The sequence below is a fragment of the Streptomyces sp. 7N604 genome (assembly GCF_052245475.1).
Lineage (GTDB): Bacteria > Actinomycetota > Actinomycetes > Streptomycetales > Streptomycetaceae > Streptomyces.
In genome coordinates, this window is record NZ_JBQQBX010000013.1 from 36,061 (window position 1) to 58,804 (window position 22,744).

Genomic DNA, 22,744 nt, shown 5'->3' on the forward strand with positions numbered 1-22,744 from the left:
GTGGTCATCACCAGAGGAGACCGGCGGGCCGGGGAAAACTCATCGCCCGCGCGGCGGCGGGAAGTCGCCGTGGCTCCGAAGAATCGGCGAACTCTGCTGCGCCGAGCCGGAGTTGGGGCGCAGGCGCAGCGCCCCGGGACGGAACTCCGGGCAGTTGTCCGGCCGTCCGGCTCTCCGGCAGGGGCGCGCTCTCCCAGATTCTTTCGAGCGGGCACGCGAAAGTGGTCCGAACGGCAAGACCGATTCGGGTCCCGTCCGGCGTCTGGTATGTGTGGACAGTGCGCCCCGGCCCGCGTACGCATGCACGCGCGCGGCGGCGGAGTGCGGTACACCACACCGCGTGCGTGCGGCAGACTGCTCATGCCCAACCGCACAGCACGGCAGAGCAGATACGACGGGACACGGTTCAATGAGCGCCCCTACCTCAGGATCCGCCGACGGCAGCCCCGCCCCAGGCTTCTACCCCGACCCGTCCATCCCCGGCTACATCCGGTACTGGAACGGCGCCGCGTGGGTGCCGGGCACCAGCCGCCCCGCGCCGCAGGACGGCGAGGACATGCCGGGCCCGCCGCCGGGCGCCGCGGCCGCATCCTCGGCTGCCCCTTCTCCCTCCGGCCCCGCGCCGCAGCGGGAGGAGACCGGGCCGATGTTCCTCGACGAAGCGGAAGCGGACGACGAGGCGGCGGAGCGGGGCGACTCCGGTACGGGCGTGGGCGCGGGTACGGACACGGGCGCGGGACCGCGCGCCGGATCCGGCACCGCGCTGCCGGAACTGCGGCCGCGCGGCGAGATGGACGTACGCCCCGCTGCCGGGATCGACTGGAGCGACCCCAGCCGCCTGCACGGCTCCCGCCCCGAGCCCGCCTCCGCCTGGGGCGCGGACGCCTCCCGCCAGTCCGGCTTCGGCAGCGGCCAGGACCGCCGCGTGTCCTGGGGCAGCGATCCGGCGGACGCGGGCCCGGCGGGCGCGTCCAGCGCCTCCGGTGCGACGGACTGGGCCGCGGGTGACAGCGGCCGGTCCGCACGAGCGGGCGGCGCCCCCGACCCGCGCGCATCCGAGGGCTCCGGGGCGGCCGGGGCGGCTGCCTCCATCGGCAGGGGACCCGGCGAGGGCAGCGGATCGCCCGGAACCGTGGACCTCGGCGCCGGGGGAGCCTCAGCCGACCGCGATCCCGGCCGCGACCGCGGGAGCGACCGCGATCCCGGCCGTGAGAGCGGCGTCGGCCGTGGAAGCGGCGGCCGCCGGGACGGCACGCTCACGCTCCGGAACGACCGGGGCGACGACCCCGGCTCCGCGCCGTCGTCCGGCGCCACGTCCCCGGGCTCCAAGTCCCCCGGCGCGGCCGACGGCACGATGGCGATCCGCGGCGTACGGCCTGGGGCCGACGAAGGCGAGCGGTCCGTACCCGCCGCGCGGGACGGCGAGTCCGCGTCGGGCCGGGACGGGACCATGACCATCCGCGCCGCCGGAAGCGGTTCCGTGGGCGCGGGCTCCGGCTCCGGCAGCCGCGCCGACGGCACGATGGCCATTCGCGCCGTACGGCCGGGTGCCTCCGGCCCCGCCGCCATCCCCGCGCAACCGGGACCTGCCGCGCCGCAGCCCCCTCAAGCGCAGTCCCCGCAGCCGCCGACCCCGCAACCCCCGGCCCCCATCCCCACCCCCGTCACGCCGGGCCCCGGCGGCGGGCAGCCGTCCTGGGCGCAGCAGGCGCACCAACTCCCGCGGTCCGAGGGCCGGACCGCCGCCCCCGAGCCCGTCGTGCCCTGGCGGCCCCCGGCCGACGACCCGTTCCTGCAGGCCGCCCAGGCGCAGGCGGCCGCCCGCCCCGCCTCGCTCGGCCGCCGGTTCGCGGCCCGGCTGATCGACACCGCCCTCCTCGGCGTCGCCGTCGGGGCAGCGGCCGTCCCGCTCTGGACGAAGGCGGTGGACCACGTCAACGACAAGATCGAGCAGGCGAAGCTGAGCGGTGAGACCGTCACCGTCTGGCTGCTCGACAGCACGACGGCCGTCTATCTGGGCATCGTCCTCGGCGTACTGCTCGTGGGCGGGGTGCTGTACGAGGCGCTGCCCACCGCCAAGTGGGGCCGGACGCTGGGCAAGCGCCTGTGCCAGGTGAAGGTGCTGGACATCGAGTCCCACGACACCGCAGGCTTCGGCGCCGCCCTCCGCCGCTGGCTGCTCTACAGCGTCCTCGGCGTCCTGCTCATCGGCGTACTCAATGTCCTGTGGTGCCTGTTCGACCGGCCGTGGCGCCAGTGCTGGCACGACAAGGCGGCCCGTACCTTCGTGGCCGGGACCGGCGGGAGCGCGGCGAGCGGATAGCGGGGATGGCGGCGCTGCCGTACCCGGGCCCGGCCGGTCCCCCGAACGGCTCGTGCCGGGCTGCGGCCCCCGCACCGCGGAGGTCGACTGGTGCGCATGAGCACCGATCAGCCGCCACCGGGGTCCGGCGGGCCGCCGGACGAGGACCCGCTGCGGAAGCGCCCGCCGGACGGTCCTGAGGGTGGCGGCGGAGGTGCCTCACCGTATAACGGCACCCCGCCGCCGGGCGGCGAACCGCCGCAACCCCCACCCGGTGGCGAACCGCCGCAGCCCCCTCCTGGCGGCGAGCCACCGCCGCCCCCTCCCGGCGGTGGCCCGTTCGGCGGCCCGCCCCCTCCCGGCGGCTGGCCCCCCGCGGGCGAACCGTTCGGCGGTGCCCCGTACGGCGCCGAGCCGCTCGCCGGTATGCCGCCACTCGCCAACCGCGGCAAGCGCCTGCTCGCCCGCATCATCGACGGCCTGCTCATCAGCATCCCGGTCGGCGCGATCATGTACGGGATCGTCGGCGGCTACGACCCCACCGACGCCGATGACAGCGGCAAGTCCGCGGCCGTCCAGGGCGTGGTGCTGCTCGCGTATCTCCTCTACGAGGGGCTGATGCTGACCCACTCCGGCCAGACCGTCGGCAAGCGGCTGATGAACATCCGCGTCGCCCTGCTCGAGAACGGCGGTGTCCCGAAAGGCCAGCCGGGATGGATCCGCGCCTGCGTCTACTCGCTGCCCGAGATCGTGCCGTGCTGCGGCTTCATCTTCTGGCTGGTCAACGTGTTGTGGTGCACCTGGGACAAGCCGTACCACCAGTGTCTCCACGACAAGGCGGCGAAGACCGTTGTCGTGGAGGCCCGTTAGCCGGCGGGCCCGAAGGATCAGGAGTGGACCGAGTGCTCCTCGACGCGCGGCTCGGATATCGCATGCGCCCTCGGCCCCGGCACCACCGCGTCGAGCCGCTCCTCGGCGGGCGCGGCCGGCTGCGCCTGGCGGTCCGTGCGCGGCACGGGCACCGTCGCGGAGACCAGGAGCCCGAGGGCCAGTCCGGCGAAGGCGATGACCGCCACCCCGATACCCGAACGGGTCTGGGAGAGCAGGAGCATGGCCAGGGTCGAGAAGACGACGGTGACCGAACCGTAGGCGAACTGGGCGGCAGTCGGACGCGGCATGGCGGGGGTTCCGTCCTCGGGACTGATTTGGGGGTTTGAGTGCTGTCTGCCCGAGGCGAACCAGCAGTAAGCGTGACCTAACACACGGCACCGTTGCACAGGGGGCGCACGGAGTCATGCGGCATTCCAACTGCCGAGACAGGCGCGCCCGTTCGACGGTGCCATACGTGTCGGGGGGTCGTTCGGATTCCGGATCGCGCGAACCGGGTAACGTACTCGCCTGGCGTGTTCAAGTCAAGATCTGTCTTTTCCTCCCCGTCTCCGGTCCAATGCCCCCTGACCACGCAGCAATCGGGGAGGACCACACAAGTGAAGAACGCGACGAGAGGGCGGCGGGCGGTCAGATCCGCCGCTCTGGTGACAGCGGTCGCCGCGATGGGCGCGGCCGCACTGACCGCAGGTGCCGCCGCGCAGGCGGAGGACCGGTCGGGCGCCGGCGCAGTCGAGCGCCACGACCCGGCGCCCGGGAAGGGCCACGCCGAGCACGCGGAGCACGACCTGGAAGGCCCGTTCAGCGAGCGGCAGGCGGCCCAGCGCGAGGAGGCGCTGCAGCGAGTCCTGGCCGGAGACGCGAAGGCCGAGAAGCGCGGCGCCTCCCAGGTGGTCAGGCTCGGCAAGGGCAAGTACGCCGAGCTGGGCCGGGAGAAGACCGACAAGATCTTCACCATCCTCGTGGAGTTCGGCGACAAGGTCGACGACACCACCACCTTCGACCCGGACGGCCCGGAGGGCCCGAAGCCGCCCGTCGTCAAGTACGGCGGCGACCCCGGCCCGGCCCACAACGCGATAGCCGAGCCGGACCGTGCAAACGACAACAGCACGGCCTGGCGCGCGGACTACAACCGCAAGCACTTCGAGGACCTGTACTTCTCCGAGGCCAAGGGCGAGGAGTCGCTGAAGAAGTACTACGAGAAGCAGTCCTCGGGCCGCTACTCGGTCGACGGCGAGGTCTCCGACTGGGTCAAGGTCGAGTGGAACGAAGCCCGTTACGGCTCGAACTACTGCGGCGACACCAACTGCGCCAACGTCTGGGACGCGGTCCGCGACGGCGTCAACCAGTGGGCCGCCGATCAGAAGGCAGCCGGGAAGACTCCCGAGCAGATCAAGGCGCAGCTCGCGCAGTACGACGCCTGGGACCGCTACGACTTCGACGGCGACGGCGACTTCAACGAGTCCGACGGCTACATCGACCACTTCCAGATCGTCCACGCGGGCGAGGACGAGTCGGCGGGCGGCGGCGTGCAGGGCGAGAGCGCGCTGTGGGCGCACCGCTGGTACGCGTACGGCAGCGACGCGGGCGAGACGGGCCCGGCGGACAACAAGGCGGGCGGCACGCAGATCGGCGACACCGGCGTCTGGGTCGGCGACTACACCATGCAGCCGGAGAACGGCGGCCTCGGCGTCTTCGCCCACGAGTACGGCCACGACCTCGGCCTCCCCGACCACTACGACACCACGGGCAAGGGCGAATCCTCCGTCGGCTTCTGGTCGTTGATGTCCTCGGGATCCTGGCTCGGCACCGGCGGGAACGAGATCGGCGACCTGCCGGGCGACATGACCGCATGGGACAAGCTGCAGCTCGGCTGGCTCAACTACGCGAAGGCCGAGGCCGCGACGGAGTCCCTGCACGCGCTGGGCGTCGCCGAGTACAACACGAAGCTGAAGCAGGCACTCGTCGTCGAGCTGCCCGCGAAGCCGAAGACCACCACGATCGCCAAGCCCGCGGAGGGCTCCAAGCAGTGGTGGAGCGACATGGGCGACGACCTCAAGAACACCCTCGCCCGGCCCGTCGACCTCACGGCCAAGTCCAAGGCCTCGCTGGACCTCCAGGGCTGGTGGGACATCGAGGAGAACTACGACTACCTCTACGCCGAGGTGTCGGAGGACGGCGGCGCCAACTGGACGCCGGTGGACGGCACCGCGGACGGCAAGCCGATCCCGCGGGACGGCGGCGACAAGCCGGCCCTGACCGGGACCTCGGGCGCGTACCAGAAGCTCTCGTACCCGCTGGACGCCTACGCGGGCAAGAAGATCGACCTCCGCTTCCGCTACCAGACGGACGGCGGGACCTCCGGCAAGGGCTTCGCGGCCGACGCGATCACACTGACCGCGGACGGGCAGCCGCTGTTCACGGACGGCGCCGAGGGCGACGACAACGGCTGGGCGGCGAAGGGCTTCTCGCGCATCGGCGAGTCCTTCACCCAGGACTACCCGCAGTACTACATCGCGGAGAACCGGCAGTACGTGTCGTACGACAAGACCCTCAAGACCGGCCCGTACAACTTCGGTTTCGCCTCGGGCCGGCCCAACTGGGTGGAGCACTACCCGTACCAGAACGGCCTGGCCGTGTGGCTGTGGGACACCTCGCAGGCGGACAACAACGTGGGTGTCCACCCGGGCGAGGGGCTGATCCTTCCGGTCGACGCGCACGCGGTGCCGGAGAAGTGGGCGGACGGCACGCTGATGCGCAACCGCATCCAGGCGTACGACTCGCCCTTCAGCCGCTACCGCACGGACGGCATCACGCTCCACAACGACGGCAAGGCCGCCAAGATCAAATCGAAGAAGGGCGTCCCCGTCTTCGATGATCACAAGGGCACGTACTGGTATGCGTCGAACCCGACCGCGGGCGTGAAGGTTACTGACACCAACACCCGCATCAAGATCCTCAAGGAGGCCCGGAACGGGTCCTTGATGATCGTCCAGGTTGGACCTTCGGTGAAGTAATCGGCGTTATCGCAGGTCAGAGCGGGTTCGGCCGCCGCCCTCTAGCGGGCGGCGGCCGTTCGCGTTTAGATGCTCTGGCAAGCTTTCTTATTGACACAACGTCTCAACGGGGGAGATCCGCGGGTATGGCAGGTGGAGGGTTCAGCAAGCTTCCGGACGGCAGCGTGGTCGTCGCGCTGTCGCTGCCCCGCCCCCACAGGGCGCGGGGTGAGGGCGTCCGCGATGCCGTACGGGTCCGGGTGCTGGTGCACGCCGCGAACCGGGCGCGGGCGCTGACCAGGCTCAGGAACCTGGGGCTGCGGGCGGTCTACCTGCGCGGCAACGCGGAGCCGCCGACGCCGGACGAGATCACTGCCGTGCTGCACCACCCCGACGGGCTCGTCTGGCGGGCGTCGCCGCACGACGACACCGAGTCCTGGCATCCCATCCGCACGCTCCTGCGGCCTCCGGCCCAGGTCCAGAGGCAGGACCAGGACCAGGGCCAGGACCAGGGCGGCCGGGCCCGGGACCGGGCGCAGCGCCCGGCGGCGGCCGCGCCGGTCGCGGACCTGGGGGCGGCGGGCCCGGCGGGGACGTGGGCGTGGGAAGGCTGGGAAGGCATCCTGGCGGAGTGGTCCGCCGCGACGTAGCCCTTCCGGGGCGGGTCGCAGGGCGCCGGTGCCGTGTGATCGTCCCCCGGCCCCTGGGGCGGAGCCGCCCGCGTCGGTCCGGGGACGGACGGCGCGGCAGCCGTCGGCCCGTGTGGGCATTCGTCCCGCCGGGGCGATGGGCACCCCCATGCTGTCCAGGCCATGGGGGAGGGTGGGCACACCCGGCCCGCACCCGGCGACGGCGGTCCGCGCGACCGTGGGGAGGCCGGGGGCGCCGGAGGCCGGACTTCGGGTCCCCGGGCGCCTTCCCGGAGCTACGGCTGAGCGCGCGAGCGGTCAGACGACCGGCTTGCCGCTGAGCTCCACGCCCGCTTTGCTGAGCGCCTCGATCGCGCGCTCCGTGGTGTGCTCGGCCACGCCCGCGGTCAGGTCGAGCAGGACGTGCGTGGCGAAGCCTTCGCGTACGGCGTCCAGCGCGGTGGCCCGTACGCAGTGGTCGGTCGCGATGCCGACCACGTCGACCTCGGTCACGCCGCGGGCCCGCAGCCAGTCGGCGAGGAGCGTGCCGTGCTCGTCCCTGCCCTCGAAGCCGCTGTACGCCGCCGAGTACTGCCCCTTGGAGAAGACCGCGTCGATCGCTCCGGAGGCGACTGCGGGCGCGAAGTTCGGGTGGAAACTGCTGCCTTCCGTGCCGGCCACGCAGTGTGGGGGCCAGGAGTGCTCGTAATCCGGATTGTCCGAGAAGTGGTCGCCCGGCTCGATGTGGAAGTCGCGGGTCGCCACGACATGGCGGTAACCGACGGGGGCCTCCGCGACCAGGTCGGTGATCGCGGCGGCGACGTCCGCGCCGCCCGCGACGGCGAGGCTGCCACCCTCGCAGAAGTCGTTCTGCACGTCGGCGACGATGAGTGCCCGTTGCATGGCGCATGCCTTTCGGCTGGTGAGCGGTGAATGGCGGGAGAGAGGGGATCCCTGTGCCGGGGGGCGGGGCGGCGTCCCCGCCTCAGGGCTGGGGATGCCCTTATCTCCTGAGAGTAGAGACTCGAACGCCCGGTTGGGAGGGGACCTCCGAATCCCCAACAAGCCCCCACCTCCGGGCCCGTGCTCGGTTCCGCCCGGCCCAGCCCTCGGGCCCCCCGCACCGGTCCCGCGCCGGTCCCGCGGCCGCGCCGGGGCGATGGAGACGTAGGTCGAGCCGGGGCGGGTTGCGGTGGTCGCATGACCGCCGGACTCCGCCGTCGTGGTGGGTCCGTGGCGGCGGGTTCTTCTTGTCGGCGCAGCGGCGGTGTTCGGCCGCGCGGGACTGGCCGTGGGCCTTCTGGGCCCGGAAGGGGGCGACGTAGTCGCGAGATCGCCGGTCCGTCGGCGAGGGCTCGCCGGGGCGGTGGGGTCCGGGCCGCGCTTCGTGGTCATGGCTGCTCGCCGCTAGGCGTATTCCGTGGGGATGACCGCCTCGCCGCGGGACAGCTGCATCGCCGACAGCGGCAGATTCCCGCGCGCCGCCACATGCCGGTCCCGCGCCGCGTCCAGCGGCTCGCGGCCGGTGATCTCGCCGCCCCTGACGAGCTCCACCAGCAGCTCGCGGCCTGCGAGCTCCGGTGGGAGCTCGTCCGTGCCGACGACCTCCGCCTCGGCCACCCCGTCCTCGTCCCGCCGCCGCGCGGCCCACTTGCGACCGCCGATCGACGTCTTCCCGCCCAGCGCCTTCTTCGCCACCGGCACCAGCGGTGACCCCGGGGCGTCGGACTCGGCCCTGGCGACCAACTTGTAGACCATCGAGCAGGTCGGATGGCCGCTGCCGGTCACCAGCTGGGTGCCCACCCCGTACGCGTCCACCGGGGCCGCGGCCAGCGACGCGATCGCGTACTCGTCCAGGTCGCTGGTCACCACGATCTTCGCGTTCTTCGCGCCGAGGTCGTCCAGCTGCTGCCGCACCCGGTGCGCGACCAGCAGCAGGTCGCCGGAGTCGATCCGCACGGCCCCCAGCTCGGGCCCGGCGATCTCCACCGCCATCCGCACCGCCTCCGCCACGTCATACGTGTCGACCAGCAGCGTCGTCCCCCGGCCGAGCGAATCGACCTGTGCGGTGAAGGCGTCCCGCTCGCTGTCGTGCAGCAGCGTGAAGGCGTGGGCGCTGGTGCCCACGGTCGGGATGCCGTAGCGGAAGCCGGCCGCGAGGTCGGAGGTCGAGGTGAACCCCCCGACGTACGCCGCGCGCGAGGCGGCCACCGCCGCCAGCTCGTGCGTGCGGCGCGCGCCCATCTCGATCAGCGGCCGCGACCCGGCCGCCACCGCCATGCGGGAGGCCGCCGCGGCGACCGCCGAGTCGTGGTTGAGGATCGAGAGGATCACCGTCTCCAGCAGCACGGCCTCGGCGAAGGTGCCCTCGACCCGCAGGACCGGGGAGCCGGGGAAGTACACCTCGCCCTCGGGGTAGCCCCAGATGTCGCCGCTGAAGCGGTAGCCCGCGAGCCATTCGAGCGTCGGCTCGTCGACCACCCGGTGGCTGCGCAGGAAGCCGAGGACGCCCTCGTCGAAGCGGAAGTTCTCGACGGCGTCGAGGACCCGGCCGGTGCCCGCCACGACGCCGTAGCGGCGGCCCGCGGGCAGCTGGCGGGTGAAGACCTCGAAGACCGACCGGCGCCCTGCCGTGCCGGCTCCGAGTGCCGCTTGCAGCATCGTCAGCTCGTAGTGGTCGGTGAAGAGGGCGGTCGACGGCACGTCCACGGGCAGGCGCAGGTCCGCTGTGTTCATGGCAGGATCGTACCCCCCTTACTCGTCACTTTGACGATTTCCCTCGAGCCGGGCTCCGGACCGCTCCCGGACCGCTCCCGAACCGCTCCGGGCCCCGATTTCCCGGCCCTGACGCGTGGGACCGGTTTGTGCGATGCACCACCCCGGGTGGCAGCATGGAACGCGTGAGTGTCGCACCCGTCGAGATCGAGCGTCCCGAGTCGAGCGAAGCACCCTCCGCGGTGCCCGAACCCGACGTCCCCTGGGTCACGCTGGTGCACAACGACCCGGTCAACCTCATGAGCTACGTGACGTATGTCTTCCAGGCCTACTTCGGCTACCCCAAGGACAAGGCCCACAAGCTGATGCTCGACGTACACCACAAAGGCCGCGCCGTCGTCTCGCAGGGCACCCGCGAGGAGATGGAGCGCGACGTGCAGGCCATGCACGGCTACGGGCTGTGGGCGACCCTGCAGCAGGACCGCTGATGGCAGGACAGTTCGAAGCCATTCCCGGCGGCGGGGCTGCCGTGGCGCTCGACGAGGTCGAGATCGCCATCCTGCGCAGTCTCGCCGTGCAGCTGCTGGAGCTGGTCGGTCCCGGGGACCAGCCCGTCGAGGGCCAGGACCCGCTGGCCGAGCTCTTCGCGGAGGGGCCCAGCGAGCCCCCCGCCGACCCCGTTCTGGCCCGGCTCTTCCCGGACGCGTACGGCGGCCCCGAGGCGAAGCCGGACGACGAGGAAGCGCGCGCCTTCTCGTCCGAGTTCCGCCGCTACACCGAGAACGATCTGCGGGCGCGCAAACGCGACGACGCCCTCGCCGTCATCCGCTCGCTGGACGCCCTCACGGTGGCGGGCAACGGTGGCGCGGTGCTCAAGCTGGGCCCGGAGGAGTCCCACCGGTGGCTGGGCGCGCTCAACGACCTGCGGCTGGCCATCGGCACCCGCCTCGAAGTGGCGGACGAAGAGGACGGCGACGAGCTCTACCGGCTGCCGGACTCCGATCCGCGCAAGCCGATGGTGATGGCGTACCTCTGGCTCGGCGGGCTCCAGGAGTCGCTCGTCGAGACCCTCACGCCCTGACGCCGCACCTGACGCGGCGCCCATCCGCCCAAGTCCCGCCGGATGCCCGGCCGATGGGGGCTGATGCGGACTGACGAAGATCGTCCGATTTGTGTTCGCTCAGCGGACACTCAGATCCGGATAACGATCGTGCAACCGCTCCCGCCATGCTTGGGGACGGTTGCGTCGTATGTCCGCTTCTTCTTGTGATTCGCGCCACGGGCGCCTCCTCGGACCGCCCCCCGGCTCGTGATAGACCTTCACGACGCCTGCCGGGACGACACCCATGTCCCGGCAGAGTGCTGAGCCGGCCGACCGCCGGCTTGCAACTCCATCCATTTCCGGGGGGTCGGGACCCGATCCGCGCCATAAGGGCCGGTCGGGCGTGGAGAAAGGCGCAGCATCATGACCTCAGCGCAGGTCGCGAAGCACAACGACGACGGCAACGGGGCCGCCAACACTCCTGAAGAGGGCTATCAGCGGGGGCTGGGCAGCCGCCAGGTCCAGATGATCGCCATCGGCGGCGCCATCGGCGTCGGCCTTTTCATGGGTGCCGGTGCGAACATCGCCAAGGCCGGCCCGAGCATCATTCTCATGTACGCCCTCGCGGGCGTGGTCATCTTCTTCATCATGCGAGCGCTCGGCGAGCTGCTCCTCTACCGTCCCGTGTCCGGCAGCTTCGCGGAGTACGCCCGCGAGTTCCTCGGCCCGTTCTTCGGCTATGCGACCGGCTGGACGTACTGGCTGATGTGGGTCGTGACCGGCATGGCCGAACTCACGGCCGCCGCGATCTATATCAACTTCTGGTTCCCTGAGATCCCGCAGTGGGTCAGCGCCCTCGTCTTCCTCGTGGTGCTCTTCGGCGTCAACCTGATCTCGGTGAAGATCTTCGGCGAGGTCGAGTTCTGGTTCTCGATGATCAAGGTCACCGCGATCATCGGCATGATCGTGATCGGCCTCGGCGTGCTCACCCTCGGCTTCTCCGACGCCGGTGAGACCGCCGCCGCCAGCAACCTCTGGGCGCACCACGGCATCTTCCCGAACGGCATCGGCTCGAGCCTGATGACCCTCCAGGGCGTCATGTTCGCCTACCTGGCCGTGGAGCTCGTCGGCGTCACCGCGGGCGAGTCCGAGAACCCCGAGAAGACCCTCCCCAAGGCGATCAACACTCTGCCCTGGCGCATCATCGTCTTCTACGTGGGCGCCCTGGTCATCCTGCTCTCGGTGATCAAGTGGACCGAGTTCTCCGCGGGCCAGAGCCCGTTCGTGCACGGCTTCGAGAAGATGGGCATCCCGCTCGCGGCGGGCATCATCAACTTCGTCGTCCTCACCGCGGCCCTGTCGTCCTGCAACTCCGGCATGTACTCCACCGGCCGGATGCTGCGCGACCTGGCCTCCAACGCCGAGGCCCCGAAGGTCTTCGGCAAGCTCAACGCCCGTAAGACCCCTGCGGTCGGCATCACCGTCTCCGTCGCCCTGATGGGCATCGGCGTGGTCCTCAACTACGTCGTCCCGGAGAAGGCCTTCGGGTACGTCACCTCGGTGGCCACCGCGGCCGGTATCTGGACCTGGATGATGATCCTCGTCAGTCACATCCTCTACCGGCGGGCCGTGCGGGCGGGCCGTCTGCAGGCCTCGTCCTTCCCGGCGCCCGGCGGTTCGCTCTTCAGCTACGTGGCGCTGGCCACGCTGATCTTCGTGACCGGCCTGATCGCGTACGACAAGGACGCCCGGGTCTCCCTGTACGTGGGCGCGGGCTGGGCGCTCTGCCTGGCCATCGGCTGGGCGATCCTGAAGACCCGCAACCCGCAGGTCGCCGCTCCGGTGGAGGAGCGGGAGCTGGAGACCGTCTCGAAGTAACAGCACAGCGCGTCTCACCAGGCGGCCTCCGGACCGATGTCCGGAGGCCGCCTTTGCCCCACCCGTCGCCCACCACCACCCTCAACCGAGGCGCTTTGCGCCGCCTCTCTTATCCTCGTCCCATGCTCACCATCACCCAGGACCTGCACGACCGGATCGTCGCGCACGCGCGCGTGGACCACCCCGACGAGGCGTGCGGCGTCATCGCGGGCCCGGCCGGAACCGACCGCCCCGAGCGCTTCATCCCGATGCTCAACGCGGCCCGCTCGCCCACGTTCTACGAGTTCGACTCGACGGACCTGCTGAAGCTGTACCGCGAGATGGACGACCGGGACGAGGAGCCGGTGGTGATCTACCACTCGCACACGGCCACCGAGGCGTACCCGTCCCGTACGGACATCGGCTACGCCAACGAGCCGGGCGCCCACTACGTCCTCGTCTCCACCGCCGAGTGCGGCAACGACGAGGGCCCCGTGCAGTTCCGCTCCTTCCGGATCGTGGACGGCGAGGTCACGGAGGAAGAGGTCAAGGTCGTCCCGGCGTACTGATCATCCCTGGTGATCGCCACGGCGCCGGTGTCCAGGAGAACGTCCGCATCCTGGGACGGTCTCCCGGAGCGCGGAGGGGGAATCGTTACGATGAGCCCATGGTTGTCGATGACGTGAGCGATAAGGCGCCGGGCACGCTGCTCGTGGCGCGGCTGCACGTCGACCTGTGCCGCCTCGCCAGCGCGATCTGTCCGCGCCCCGCCGCTTGCCGCACCACGCGCCGTACGGCCTGAGCACACGCGCCGCGGCACACCGCACCACCGGAGCCACCCGCACCCCCCGATCCCTCTCCCGCCGCCGGCGCAGGACGACGCCGCGCGCCCTCCGCCTCATCCCGACAGGAGCCCACCCATGGCCATCGAGGTCCGCATCCCGACCATCCTCCGCACCTACACCGACGGCCAGAAGGCGGTCGAGGGCGGCGGCGCCACCATCGATGAGCTGTTCACCGACCTCGAGTCGCGGCACGCCGGAATCCGCGAGCGCCTGGTCGACGGCGGCGAGCTGCGCCGCTTCGTGAACGTCTACCTCAACGACGAGGACGTCCGCTTCCTCGACGGGATCAAGACCAAGCTGGCCGACGGCGACAGCGTCACCATCCTTCCGGCCGTCGCCGGGGGCGCTGGCTGATGCGCTACGACTCCCCGCTGGCGGCGGTCGGCAACACTCCGCTGGTCCGCCTGCCGAAGCTGTCCCCGTCCCCGGACGTCCGGATCTGGGCCAAGCTGGAGGACCGCAACCCCACCGGCTCGGTGAAGGACCGCCCTGCCCTGCACATGATCGAGCAGGCGGAGAAGGACGGCCGGCTGACCGCGGGCTGCACCATCCTCGAGCCTACCTCGGGCAACACGGGCATCTCGCTGGCGATGGCGGCCAAGCTCAAGGGCTACCGCATCGTGTGCGTCATGCCCGAGAACACCTCGGAGGAGCGGCGGCAGCTGCTCGCCATGTGGGGCGCCGAGATCATCTCCTCCCCGGCGGCCGGGGGCTCCAACACGGCCGTACGGGTCGCCAAGGAGCTGGCGGCCGAGCACCCGGACTGGGTGATGCTCTACCAGTACGGCAACCCGGACAACGCGGGCGCGCACTACGCGACGACCGGTCCCGAGATCCTCGAGGACCTGCCCTCCATCACCCACTTCGTCGCGGGCCTGGGCACGACCGGGACGCTGATGGGCGTCGGCCGCTTCCTGCGGGAGCACAAGCCGGACATCAGGATCGTCGCCGCCGAGCCGCGCTACGACGACCTCGTCTACGGGCTGCGGAACCTCGACGAGGGGTTCGTGCCCGAGCTCTACGACGAGTCCGTGCTCACGACCCGCTTCTCGGTCGGCTCGGAGGACGCGGTGCGGTGTACCCGCGAACTCCTCCAGCAGGAGGGGATCTTCGCGGGCGTCTCCACGGGCGCGGCGCTGCACGCGGCGCTCGGCGTGGGCCGCAAGGCGGTCAGGGCGGGCGAGACCGCGGACATCGTCTTCGTGGTCGCCGACGGCGGCTGGAAGTACCTGTCGACGGGCATCTACACCGCCGAGTCCACGGAGGCCGCGGTCGAGGCCCTCCAGGGCCAGCTCTGGGCGTAGCGTCCCGGACCTCCGCACGTCCGGGACGGCAACCGCCCCTGTGGGGGCGGGGCGGTTGCCGCGTATGGGGGCCGTACGTCGTGGCGTGGCGACGTACGCGGTCGGTCAGCGGACCGTCGCCAACTCCGACTTGTGCAGGCCCTTGAAGCCGTTGGCCCACAGCTCGTCGACCCGGGCGGACTCGTTCGCGTCCGGGTTGGCGTTCGTGCAGGACGGCCCGGGGCCGCCGCCGGACATCAGCTCGCTGCACGGACCCTCGTAGTGGTCGGGCAGGCCCAGCACATGGCCGGTCTCGTGCGCAGCGACGCGGGTGGAGTTGTACTCCTGGTTCTGCTGGTAGTCGAGGAAGATGTAGCCGTGCCCGTGGCCGTCGGTGCTCGCGTACGAGCCGCGGGGGTCATTGCCCTCGCGGTACGTGAAGTCGGCGTTGCTGCCCTCCTGCAGCCGGACGTTGCTCACCGAGGAATTCCAGATCGAGGCGCTGCTCGATATCTCGGCGGCGAATGTGGGGGCCGCCCCGGCGTCGTAGGTCACGGTCACCGCCGAGCTGCCCGTCGCCTTCTGCTTGGCCTTCGCCGACTTCATCACGGCCTCGAAGAAGGCCCGCGTGCCGGCCTCGTCGGCAGCAGAGCCGCTGTAGGCGGCGATGGTGGCAGCGTGTGCCGAGTATCCGGCGGGGCCTGAGGAGTTGGCGGAGTCGGCGGCGCCGGTGGCGGCGGATCCGGCCGCTGAGGCCGGCACCACGGCCAGCGAGGCGAGCAGGCCGAGGCCCAGCGCCGCCGACCCGAGTATCTTGGAGCGATTCATGGGGGGTCTCCAATCAATTTCCGGAGAAATCCCGCCAAGTCGCCTGGGTGAGCGACCGGGGACCGTCCGGAGAACATCTGGGTAAGGCAGAGTCTCGGGGCGTTTCCGGTCGCGCGGATGATGCCAACTCCCGATAGCGTCGGCCAATCGCCCCGCATTTCCTGGCGAACCGGCCATTCCGTGGAACATACGGAAGATGGCTCAATCTCCAAATGAGGGCGCTGATTTCGGGTTTCACGGCCTTTATAGGTCTGGTGGACGGAGCTGATACGCCGTTATTCTCCCGTCGTGGAGCTCGATGTGAGGCACCTTCGTGCGCTGTGTGCGATCGCCGACGCCGGCAGCGTGCGCAAGGCCGCGGTGCAGCTGGGGATGACCCAGCCCTCCCTGACGACTCAGCTCCGCCGTATCGAAAAGGCCATCGGCGGCGCGCTGTTCACGCGTGGGCGTACCGGGAGCAGGCCGACGCCGCTCGGGCGCTCGGTGCTGTCCCGGGCCCGGCCGATCGTGGCCGAGATGAGCGCGCTGATGAGCGCCGCCCAGGACGCGGCCGTTGACGCCGGGGGAGCGCGCCTGCGCATCGGATCCACCGGGAGCCGGGCGGTGGCCGGCTGGATCCGCAGAATCCGCGCCCGCCTCCCCGCCACGGACACCACGATTCACATCGACGTGTCGTCGAACGCGCTGCTGGAGATGCTCGCCACGAACCAGCTCGACGTGGCCTTCGTGCACGAGCCGGAGAACTTCCCGCTGCGGGTGCCCGCCGGGCTCGAACAGCGGGTCGTCGTCGACCGCGAGCCGCAGTTCGTCGCGGTGTCCGCGGCGCATCCCCGGGCGGGCCGGGCGTCCGTACGGCTCTCCGACCTCGCCGCCGACCGGTGGATCGTCGATCCGGCGGCGGACGACGAATTCGCCGCGCTGCGGCGGGCGTTCAGCGAGGCGGGGTGCGATCCGCGCTTCGTCACGGTCAGGGACATCACGACGGCCGCGGATCTGGTGGCGTCGGGCGAGACGGTGAGCCCGTGCCAGCCGACGTCGCGAGCGCGGCAGGGGATGGTCATACTGCCGCTCGTGGACGACCCGCTGGCGGTCCGTCTGCTGCTGGTCTCCCGGCCGTCGGCCGCGGCGGCGGACATCGAAGCGCTCCATGAGGAGCTGGAACAGTCCTACGTCGACGCGGCGTGGGCGAGCCCCACGTACCGGCAGTGGCTGCGGAGCCGGGGCAGCCCGCTGCTGCGCGGCCGTCGCCTCCCCACGGTCCAGACTCCCCGCCCCCAGACCCCGGCCCACACCTGAACTCCATCCGGGCCGCAGGCCCTGACGCGGGGCAGCCGCCCCGCGGGCCGCTCCGGGAACGCGGCGGGCTGAGGCCGTCGCGCAGCGGACCCCGCGTCAGCGGGCCAGGTGGCGGACGCGCGCCCAGACTCCCCGGTCCACAGCCCCCACATGCCGCCGGAACTCCACAACCGGCACTTCCCGCAGCTCCTCCGTCTCCAGATAGCTGCGGCGCCCGGCCGCGTCACCGACCGCCCCGTCCGGCAGGGCGATCACCCCGTCCCGCCCTTCCCGCGCCTGGCTGGTGATCTTCGCGACCAGCGCGACATCCCCGCGCAGCGCGAGCACCAGGCACGGCCGGTCCTTGGACCCCGGCCCGTCCTCGTACGGCACGTCCGCCCACCAGATCTCGCCCGGCCCGGGCAGCCTCCCGGGCGCCCGCCGCCCGGGCAGGCCGGGCCTCGCGGGCCGTCCCGGCGGCCTGCGCACACCCCGAGGCCCGCGCCCGCCCCCCGGCCCCTGCCCCGCCTCTCGGCCACGCCCTGGCTTCCGCGCCGGCCCGCGCCGCCCCCAGCCGCCGGCCGCCGCAGCGATCAGCGCGACCACGACCAGCGCCCCCAGAGCCCACCACCACGACGTGTCCACGCCCAGAACCGTACCTTCGCACCACCGCCCGGCAGCGCCCCCCGTACCGGTGAAGCCACGGGTGAGTTCCCCCACAACACCGCTCCCTGGAGGGGCGACCAGCCCTTTCGCGTCTTACGCTCGACGCACCGCAAGCGCTCACTCCATGCCCACCGCACACACCCCCGGAGCCTCGGAGGTTTCTGCTTCATGAAGCTCACCGTCGTCGGCTGCTCGGGGTCGTTCCCGTCCGCGGACTCGGCCTGTTCGAGCTACCTCGTCGAAGCCGACGGCTTCCGGCTGCTCCTCGACATGGGCAACGGCGCCCTCGGCGAATTGCAGCGCCACTGCGGTCTCTACGACCTCGATGCCGTATTCCTCAGCCACCTGCACGCGGACCACTGCATCGACATGTGCGGCTACTTCGTCGCCCGCTACTACCGCCACGACGGCGGCCGCGCCGACGCCCTCCCCGTCTACGGCCCGGAGGGCACCGAGCAGCGGCTGACCACGGCGTACGCCGACGTGCCCTCCGAGAAGTCGATGAGCGAGGTGTTCGACTTCCGCACCCTGGAGCCCGGCAGCTTCGAGGTGGGCCCCTTCACGGTCCGCACCGACCGCGTCTGCCACCCCGTCGAGTCGTTCGGCTTCCGGCTCGAGCACGGCGGACGCACGCTGACGTACTCCGGGGACACCGGTCCCTGCGAGGCGCTCGACCGGCTCGCCGAGGGCGCGGACCTCTACCTGTGCGAGGCGTCCTTCACACACGGCAAGGAGGACGTGCCGGAGCTCCACCTCAACGGGCGGCAGGCGGGGGAGTCGGCGCAGCGGGCGGGCGTCGGACGGCTCGTGCTGACCCACATCCCGCCGTGGACCGACCCCGAGGTCAACCTGCGGGACGCCCGCGAGGTCTACGACGGGCCCGCGGAACTGGCCCGCGCCGCCGCGGTCTACGAGGTGTAGCCGGGCGCGGTCACCGGCCGTCCCGCCGGTCGTCCCACCGGTGTTCGTGCCGGCCGCCGCGCCGCTGTTCCCGGTCGTGCCGCTGTTCCCGGTCGTGCCGCTGCTCCCGGTCCCGCCGCTGCTCGCGGTCGTGCCGGTGGTGCCACCTCTCCGGCAGTTCGTGCAGCTTCTCCGGCAGCTCGTGCAGGATGTCCGGCAGGTCGTGCCTGCCGGACAGGAACTCCTGGAACTTGATCTTCGCCGTGATCACCGGGTGCCGCCAGCGCTCGTCCCGCCGCGCCGCCCGCGCCAGCCGCTTCGGCTTGTCGCGGTAGCGCCAGCGCGCCCACGGCGCCTCCGGGCGGCTCAGCCGTACGGCTCCGATGACCAGCAGCGGTACGAAGAACAGGCCCAGTAGCCCGGTCCACACCTTCCCCTTCAGCAGGGTGATCACGGCCAGGCCCAGCGTGAGGACCAGGACCCCGCCCAGCAGCAGCGCGTTGCCGGCGCTCGGGTCCGCCTGGTACCCCGACCAGTCGATCACCGAGACCGGGCGGAACCCGAGCAGGACGAGAGCGCAGAGGGCGATGGCCACGAAGACCGCGTCGACCGAGGTGCGGCCCGCCTCGGTCCAGTAGACGTCACGCAAATGCAGGATCAGCGCGAATTCGTCCAGGACGAGCGCGGCGCCGACCCCGAAGATTCCGGCGAGTACGGATTTCACGGTGTCCGACGGGTCGGTGACCAGAATCAGCGCGACCCCGCTGATCAGCATGAAGACGACGCCGAAGACCACGTGGTGGATGTGCAGCCCGCCGGGTTTGATGTTTCCGGGCCACCACCGCACCTGCGCCCTGATCATCCGGACGCTGAGGCGGATGAAGCCGAATCCGACGATGAAGGAGCAGAGGAAGACGAACAGCGGGAGCAGCCCGGTGCCGACGATCTCCCGGTGAAACCAGCCGCCCTGCGCCAACGTCACCACACCGAAACGCTAACCGACAGCCAGGGGAATTCCTCGGCGAGCGGCCCGTAAGCCCCTCCCTGGAGTGGCCGCACGAGCGTCACCGCCGGGGGCGCCCGGAAAGCCGCTCAGGCCCGGGGGCCCCGGCCCGACGGGGAAGGCGCGGGCGGCCGGAGCGCCTGGGGCCGCTTCCTGCACCGCGTTCCCGGCGGATTCGGCGCCTTCTTCGGCTGCCTCGCTCTCTACTGCGCGATCATCGCCGTCATTCCTCCGCCGCGGCTCGCCGGCACCCGCCGCGGCGCGGTCCGGCGCGCCCTGCTCGTCCTCGTCGTGGGCCTGGCCGGCGCCATCCTCGTCGGCTGGGCCCTGGTGGTGCTGCTCTCTTTCTCCAAGTGGTGGCAGCTGGAGGCCCTTTACCGGTCGAACGTGAAGTACCAGCCCGAGTGGCACCCGCGGTTCCTCTGCTACGCCGACGCCGCGGTCTACGGCTCCGTGTCCGAGGCACTGGGCGAGGAGATCGACGGCGGTACGGATCTGGGCACCCTGCTGCGGCTGTGCGACCGGGCCGGGGTCCCGCACATCCCGGAGGACACCCGCGGCGAGGTGGTCCTGGAGATGCACGAGCGGCTGGTCGAGAGCGCACCGAACTCCCCACCTTCTCCAAGGACTTCCCGACCGAGGTCTCGCCGCCTGCGCGAAGGCCCCCGGAGCGAGGGGCTCCGGGGGCCTTCTTCAGGTGCTGTCGCGATCAGGCCTTGGTCAGGTCCTCGACCTCTTCCTCGGGTTCGCGGCCCGGGGTGGCGAGGTTGAACTTGGTGATCGCGAACCGGAAGACCGCGTAGTAGACGGCCGCGAAGACCAGGCCGATCGGGATGATCTTCCAGGGGTCGGTGGCCAGGTTCCAGTTCAATAGGTAGTCGATGGCTCCCGCCGAGAAGGTGAACCCGGCGTGGACACCGAAGGCCCAGGTCAGAGCCATCGAGATGGCCGTGAGCAGCGCGTGGATCGCGTACAGCACCGGCGCGATGAACATGAACGAGAACTCGATCGGCTCGGTGACGCCGGTGACGAACGAGGTCAGGCCGACCGAGACCATCATGCCGAGGACGGCCTTGCGGCGCTCGGGGCGAGCGCAGTGCGCGATGGCGAGTGCGGCGGCCGGCAGGCCGAACATCATGATCGGGAAGAAACCGGTCATGTACTGGCCGGCGGCCGGGTCGCCCGCGAAGAAGCGGTTCAGGTCACCGTGGACGACCTCGCCCGCGGCGTTGGTGAAGTCACCGAGCTGGAACCAGGACACGGTGTTCACGAACTGGTGCATGCCGATCGGGATCAGCGCCCGGTTGATCAGGCCGAACAGACCGGAGCCCGCAGCGCCCAGGCCGGTCATCCACTCGCCGAAGTTCGTGATCACCTCGCCGATGGGCTGCCAGCCCAGGACGACCAGGACGCCCATGCCCGTGCCGACGAACGCCATGATGATCGGGACGAGCCGGCGGCCGTTGAAGAAGCCGAGCCAGTCCACCAGCTTGGTGCGGTGGAACCGCTGCCAGAGGACCGCGGTCAGCAGGCCCATGATGATGCCGCCGAGGACGCCCGGGTTCTGGTAGCTCGCCGCGGTGACTTCGGAGCCCTTCTGCCAGGCGCCGCTGAGGAAGCTGGTCTGTACGAACGTGGCGCCGTCGGGCCCTGCCACCGGGAACTGGTGGATCACCGAGTAGTAGACGAGGAAGCCGGCCACCGCGGCGAGCGCCGTGGAGCCGTCCGCCTTCCTCGCAAAGCCGATCGCGACACCGATGCAGAACAGCAGCGGCAGCGCGAGCGAGGAGTCCAGCAGCGCGCTGCCCGCGCCGGCGAAGACCTTGGCCACGTTGTCCCAGCCGAGGCCCTCGGCGCCGAAGACGTCGGGCTGGCCGAGGCGCAGCAGGATCCCGGCGGCCGGGAGGACGGCGATCGGCAGCTGCAGGCTGCGGCCGACTTTCTGCAGACCCTGGAAGAGGCCGGCGCCCCGCTTTCTGGCGGGCGCCGCGTTCGCGGTCGTCGTACTCATAGGGGGATCCTTCGGAGCGCGAGCGGGCGGGCTTTGACCGGCCCGGGGACGGGGTTCCACCGCTGGTCTATACCGCATGGTCTACACCAGTCAGTGGTTTAGACCATGTTGTAGCACGGTGAAGGCGGGATAAGGAACCCGCGGTTCCCGGACTTTTCCTCACCGCCACTACTTCGTGATGTCCCGCTCGGTCTCCGCCTCCACGTCCTCCGGCTCCCGCCCCGGCGTCGGCAGCCTGAGCAGGCTGATCAGGCCGCGGAAGACCACGTAATAGACCACCGCGAACCCCAGCCCGATCGGGATGATCAGCCAGGGCTTCGTATCCAGGTGCCAGTTGACGATGTAGTCGATCAGACCCGCCGAGAAACTGAAGCCCGCGTGCACGCCCAGTGCCCAGGTGATCGCCATGGAGGCGCCGGTGAGCAGGGCGTGAATCCCGTAGAGCAGCGGTGCCGCGAAGAGGAACGAGAACTCGACCGGCTCGGTCACGCCCGTGACGAACGAGGTCAGGGCGACCGAGATCATCATGCCCATCACGGCCTTGCGCCGCTCCGGGCGGGCGGAGTGGGCGATCGCGAGCGCGGCGGCCGGCAGACCGAACATCATGATCGGGAAGAAGCCCGACATGAAAAGACCCGCGTTCGGGTCCTCGGCGAAGAAGCGGGTCAGGTCGCCCTGCACCGTCTTCCCGTCCGGGGTGGTGAACTGGCCCGCCTGGAACCAGAAGAAGGTGTTCAGGAACTGGTGCATGCCGATCGGGATCAGCAGCCGGTTCGCGACGCCGAAGATGCCCGCGCCCCAGGCGCCCAGATCGATCAGCTGCCTGCCGAACGTCGTCAGCCCGTCCCCGATGGGATCCCAGAGCAGCCCGAAGGCGACCCCGAGGGCGCAGCACAGGAACGCCATGATGATCGGTACGAGGCGCCGGCCGTTGAAGAAGCCCAGCCAGTCCACCAGTTTGGTGCGGTGGTAGCGCTGCCAGATCACCGCGGTGAGCAGGCCGATGACGATGCCGCCGAGCACGCCCGGATTCTGCGGGTCGCCCTCCGGATTGTCGGCCGTGACCGAGCCCGGCGCCGGATAGGCCGACAGCACACCGTGATAGACGAGAAAGCCCGCCACCGCCGCCAGCGCCGTGGACCCGTCGGCCTTCTTCGCGAAGCCGATCGCCACCCCGATCGCGAACAGCAGCGGCAGACCGAGCTCCACGTCCAGGATGGCCGTACCGCCCCTGGTCAGAACCTGGGCCGTCCTGGTCCAGAAGTCGCCGTGCAGATAGGCCGAGAAGAGATTGCCGAGGCTCACGAGCAGGCCCGCCGCCGGCAGCACCGCGATGGGCAGCTGCAGCGACCGCCCCAGCTTCTGCAGCCCCAGGAAGAGGCTCGTCGTCCACTTCCTGCTCGGTGGCTGCTGCGCCGCGGCGGCAGTGCCGGTGCTCATCGACATCCTCCCCGGAGACTGGGGTTTGGCCGGGACGGCATACTGGTGTAGACCAGTCGCCAGC

The 22,744-nt window shown here is 71.1% G+C and carries 20 protein-coding genes and 3 pseudogenes; 15 read left to right on the forward strand and 8 right to left on the reverse strand.

All coding sequences use genetic code 11. The features are described 5' to 3' along the window. Positions 1-409 precede the first annotated feature (409 nt). Both ACTWP8_RS15845 and ACTWP8_RS15850 read left to right on the forward strand, forming a co-directional pair. Positions 410-2,323 carry an RDD family protein gene (locus ACTWP8_RS15845; protein WP_443322811.1) on the forward strand — a complete coding sequence of 638 codons (1,914 nt, stop codon included), beginning with the start codon at positions 410-412 and terminating at the stop codon, positions 2,321-2,323. A gap of 96 nt (positions 2,324-2,419) precedes the next feature. Continuing rightward, the gene (locus ACTWP8_RS15850) at positions 2,420-3,172 is read left to right on the forward strand and encodes an RDD family protein (RefSeq protein WP_443322812.1); all 753 of its coding nucleotides are present in this window, start codon (positions 2,420-2,422) and stop codon (positions 3,170-3,172) included. A gap of 17 nt (positions 3,173-3,189) precedes the next feature. On the opposite strand, the gene ACTWP8_RS15855 is transcribed toward ACTWP8_RS15850, so the two are convergent. Then, positions 3,190-3,480: a hypothetical protein gene (locus tag ACTWP8_RS15855; protein WP_443322813.1), complete on the reverse strand. Its 291-nt coding sequence runs from the start codon at positions 3,478-3,480 to the stop codon at positions 3,190-3,192. A gap of 375 nt (positions 3,481-3,855) precedes the next feature. Between ACTWP8_RS15855 and ACTWP8_RS15860 the strand changes: the two genes are divergently transcribed. Together ACTWP8_RS15860 and ACTWP8_RS15865 are read left to right on the forward strand one after the other, a co-directional pair. After that, the gene (locus ACTWP8_RS15860; RefSeq protein WP_443322933.1) at positions 3,856-6,207 is read left to right on the forward strand and encodes an immune inhibitor A domain-containing protein; all 2,352 of its coding nucleotides are present in this window, start codon (positions 3,856-3,858) and stop codon (positions 6,205-6,207) included. Positions 6,208-6,332: 125 nt separating this feature from the next. Next, positions 6,333-6,659, forward strand: a pseudogene (locus ACTWP8_RS15865) (hypothetical protein); the annotation flags it as partial. Positions 6,660-7,133: 474 nt separating this feature from the next. On the opposite strand, the gene ACTWP8_RS15870 reads toward ACTWP8_RS15865, so the two are convergent. Then, entirely contained in the window at positions 7,134-7,718 is a 585-nt protein-coding gene (locus tag ACTWP8_RS15870) for an isochorismatase family protein (RefSeq protein WP_443322814.1), read from the reverse strand. Between the two features lie 504 nt (positions 7,719-8,222). Beyond that, positions 8,223-9,551 carry a nicotinate phosphoribosyltransferase gene (locus ACTWP8_RS15875; protein ID WP_443322815.1) on the reverse strand — a complete coding sequence of 443 codons (1,329 nt, stop codon included), beginning with the start codon at positions 9,549-9,551 and terminating at the stop codon, positions 8,223-8,225. A 155-nt stretch (positions 9,552-9,706) separates the two neighbouring features. Here ACTWP8_RS15875 and clpS point away from each other — a divergent pair, with 155 nt between their 5' ends. The 7 genes from clpS (at position 9,707) to ACTWP8_RS15910 (ending at position 14,578) form a co-directional block, all read left to right on the forward strand. Further along, positions 9,707-10,018, forward strand: coding sequence for an ATP-dependent Clp protease adapter ClpS (gene clpS, locus ACTWP8_RS15880; RefSeq protein WP_365260592.1), 312 nt, complete (start codon positions 9,707-9,709; stop codon positions 10,016-10,018). Then, on the forward strand, positions 10,018-10,611 hold the full coding sequence (locus ACTWP8_RS15885; protein ID WP_443322816.1) for a DUF2017 domain-containing protein: 594 nt from the start codon (positions 10,018-10,020) through the stop codon (positions 10,609-10,611). Before clpS ends, ACTWP8_RS15885 begins: the two co-directional genes overlap by 1 nt. 384 nt (positions 10,612-10,995) lie before the next feature. Next, positions 10,996-12,450, forward strand: coding sequence for an amino acid permease (locus ACTWP8_RS15890; protein ID WP_443322817.1), 1,455 nt, complete (start codon positions 10,996-10,998; stop codon positions 12,448-12,450). Positions 12,451-12,572: 122 nt separating this feature from the next. Further along, a complete protein-coding gene (locus ACTWP8_RS15895; protein ID WP_443322818.1) occupies positions 12,573-12,998 on the forward strand; it encodes a Mov34/MPN/PAD-1 family protein in 426 nt (141 codons plus the stop codon). Positions 12,999-13,096: 98 nt separating this feature from the next. Continuing rightward, entirely contained in the window at positions 13,097-13,231 is a 135-nt protein-coding gene (locus ACTWP8_RS15900) for a putative leader peptide (RefSeq protein WP_443315374.1), read from the forward strand. Between the two features lie 118 nt (positions 13,232-13,349). Continuing rightward, positions 13,350-13,628: a MoaD/ThiS family protein gene (locus tag ACTWP8_RS15905; protein ID WP_443322819.1), complete on the forward strand. Its 279-nt coding sequence runs from the start codon at positions 13,350-13,352 to the stop codon at positions 13,626-13,628. Beyond that, on the forward strand, positions 13,628-14,578 hold the full coding sequence (locus ACTWP8_RS15910) for a PLP-dependent cysteine synthase family protein (protein WP_443315372.1): 951 nt from the start codon (positions 13,628-13,630) through the stop codon (positions 14,576-14,578). Before ACTWP8_RS15905 ends, ACTWP8_RS15910 begins: the two co-directional genes overlap by 1 nt. Before the next feature lie 105 nt (positions 14,579-14,683). On the opposite strand, the gene snpA is transcribed toward ACTWP8_RS15910, so the two are convergent. Continuing rightward, complete coding sequence (gene snpA, locus ACTWP8_RS15915) at positions 14,684-15,385, reverse strand: snapalysin (protein ID WP_443322820.1); 702 nt, start codon at positions 15,383-15,385, stop codon at positions 14,684-14,686. 288 nt (positions 15,386-15,673) lie between these two features. Between snpA and ACTWP8_RS15920 the strand changes: the two genes are divergently transcribed. Beyond that, on the forward strand, positions 15,674-16,681 hold the full coding sequence (locus ACTWP8_RS15920; RefSeq protein ID WP_443322821.1) for a LysR substrate-binding domain-containing protein: 1,008 nt from the start codon (positions 15,674-15,676) through the stop codon (positions 16,679-16,681). 96 nt (positions 16,682-16,777) lie between these two features. Here the strand turns inward: ACTWP8_RS15920 and ACTWP8_RS15925 are convergent, their stop codons facing one another. Next, positions 16,778-17,305, reverse strand: a complete 528-nt coding sequence (locus ACTWP8_RS15925) for a type II toxin-antitoxin system PemK/MazF family toxin (protein ID WP_443322822.1) — start codon at positions 17,303-17,305, stop codon at positions 16,778-16,780. A gap of 189 nt (positions 17,306-17,494) precedes the next feature. Between ACTWP8_RS15925 and ACTWP8_RS15930 the strand changes: the two genes are divergently transcribed. After that, the gene (locus ACTWP8_RS15930; protein WP_443322823.1) at positions 17,495-18,247 is read left to right on the forward strand and encodes an MBL fold metallo-hydrolase; all 753 of its coding nucleotides are present in this window, start codon (positions 17,495-17,497) and stop codon (positions 18,245-18,247) included. A 10-nt stretch (positions 18,248-18,257) separates the two neighbouring features. Here the strand turns inward: ACTWP8_RS15930 and ACTWP8_RS15935 are convergent, their stop codons facing one another. Next, complete coding sequence (locus ACTWP8_RS15935) at positions 18,258-19,211, reverse strand: hypothetical protein (protein WP_443322824.1); 954 nt, start codon at positions 19,209-19,211, stop codon at positions 18,258-18,260. A 351-nt stretch (positions 19,212-19,562) separates the two neighbouring features. On the opposite strand from ACTWP8_RS15935, the pseudogene ACTWP8_RS15940 reads away from it, so the two are divergent. Then, positions 19,563-19,613, forward strand: a pseudogene (locus ACTWP8_RS15940) (hypothetical protein); the annotation flags it as partial. 57 nt (positions 19,614-19,670) lie between these two features. Then, positions 19,671-19,891 (forward strand): annotated as a pseudogene (locus ACTWP8_RS15945) (hypothetical protein); the annotation flags it as partial. 47 nt (positions 19,892-19,938) lie between these two features. On the opposite strand, the gene ACTWP8_RS15950 reads toward ACTWP8_RS15945, so the two are convergent. Both ACTWP8_RS15950 and ACTWP8_RS15955 read right to left on the reverse strand, forming a co-directional pair. After that, entirely contained in the window at positions 19,939-21,240 is a 1,302-nt protein-coding gene (locus ACTWP8_RS15950; RefSeq protein ID WP_443315364.1) for a PTS transporter subunit EIIC, read from the reverse strand. Between the two features lie 168 nt (positions 21,241-21,408). Beyond that, positions 21,409-22,680 (reverse strand): PTS transporter subunit EIIC, encoded by a 1,272-nt coding sequence (locus ACTWP8_RS15955; protein WP_443322825.1) that lies wholly within the window; start codon positions 22,678-22,680, stop codon positions 21,409-21,411. Between the last annotated feature and the right edge of the window lie 64 nt (positions 22,681-22,744).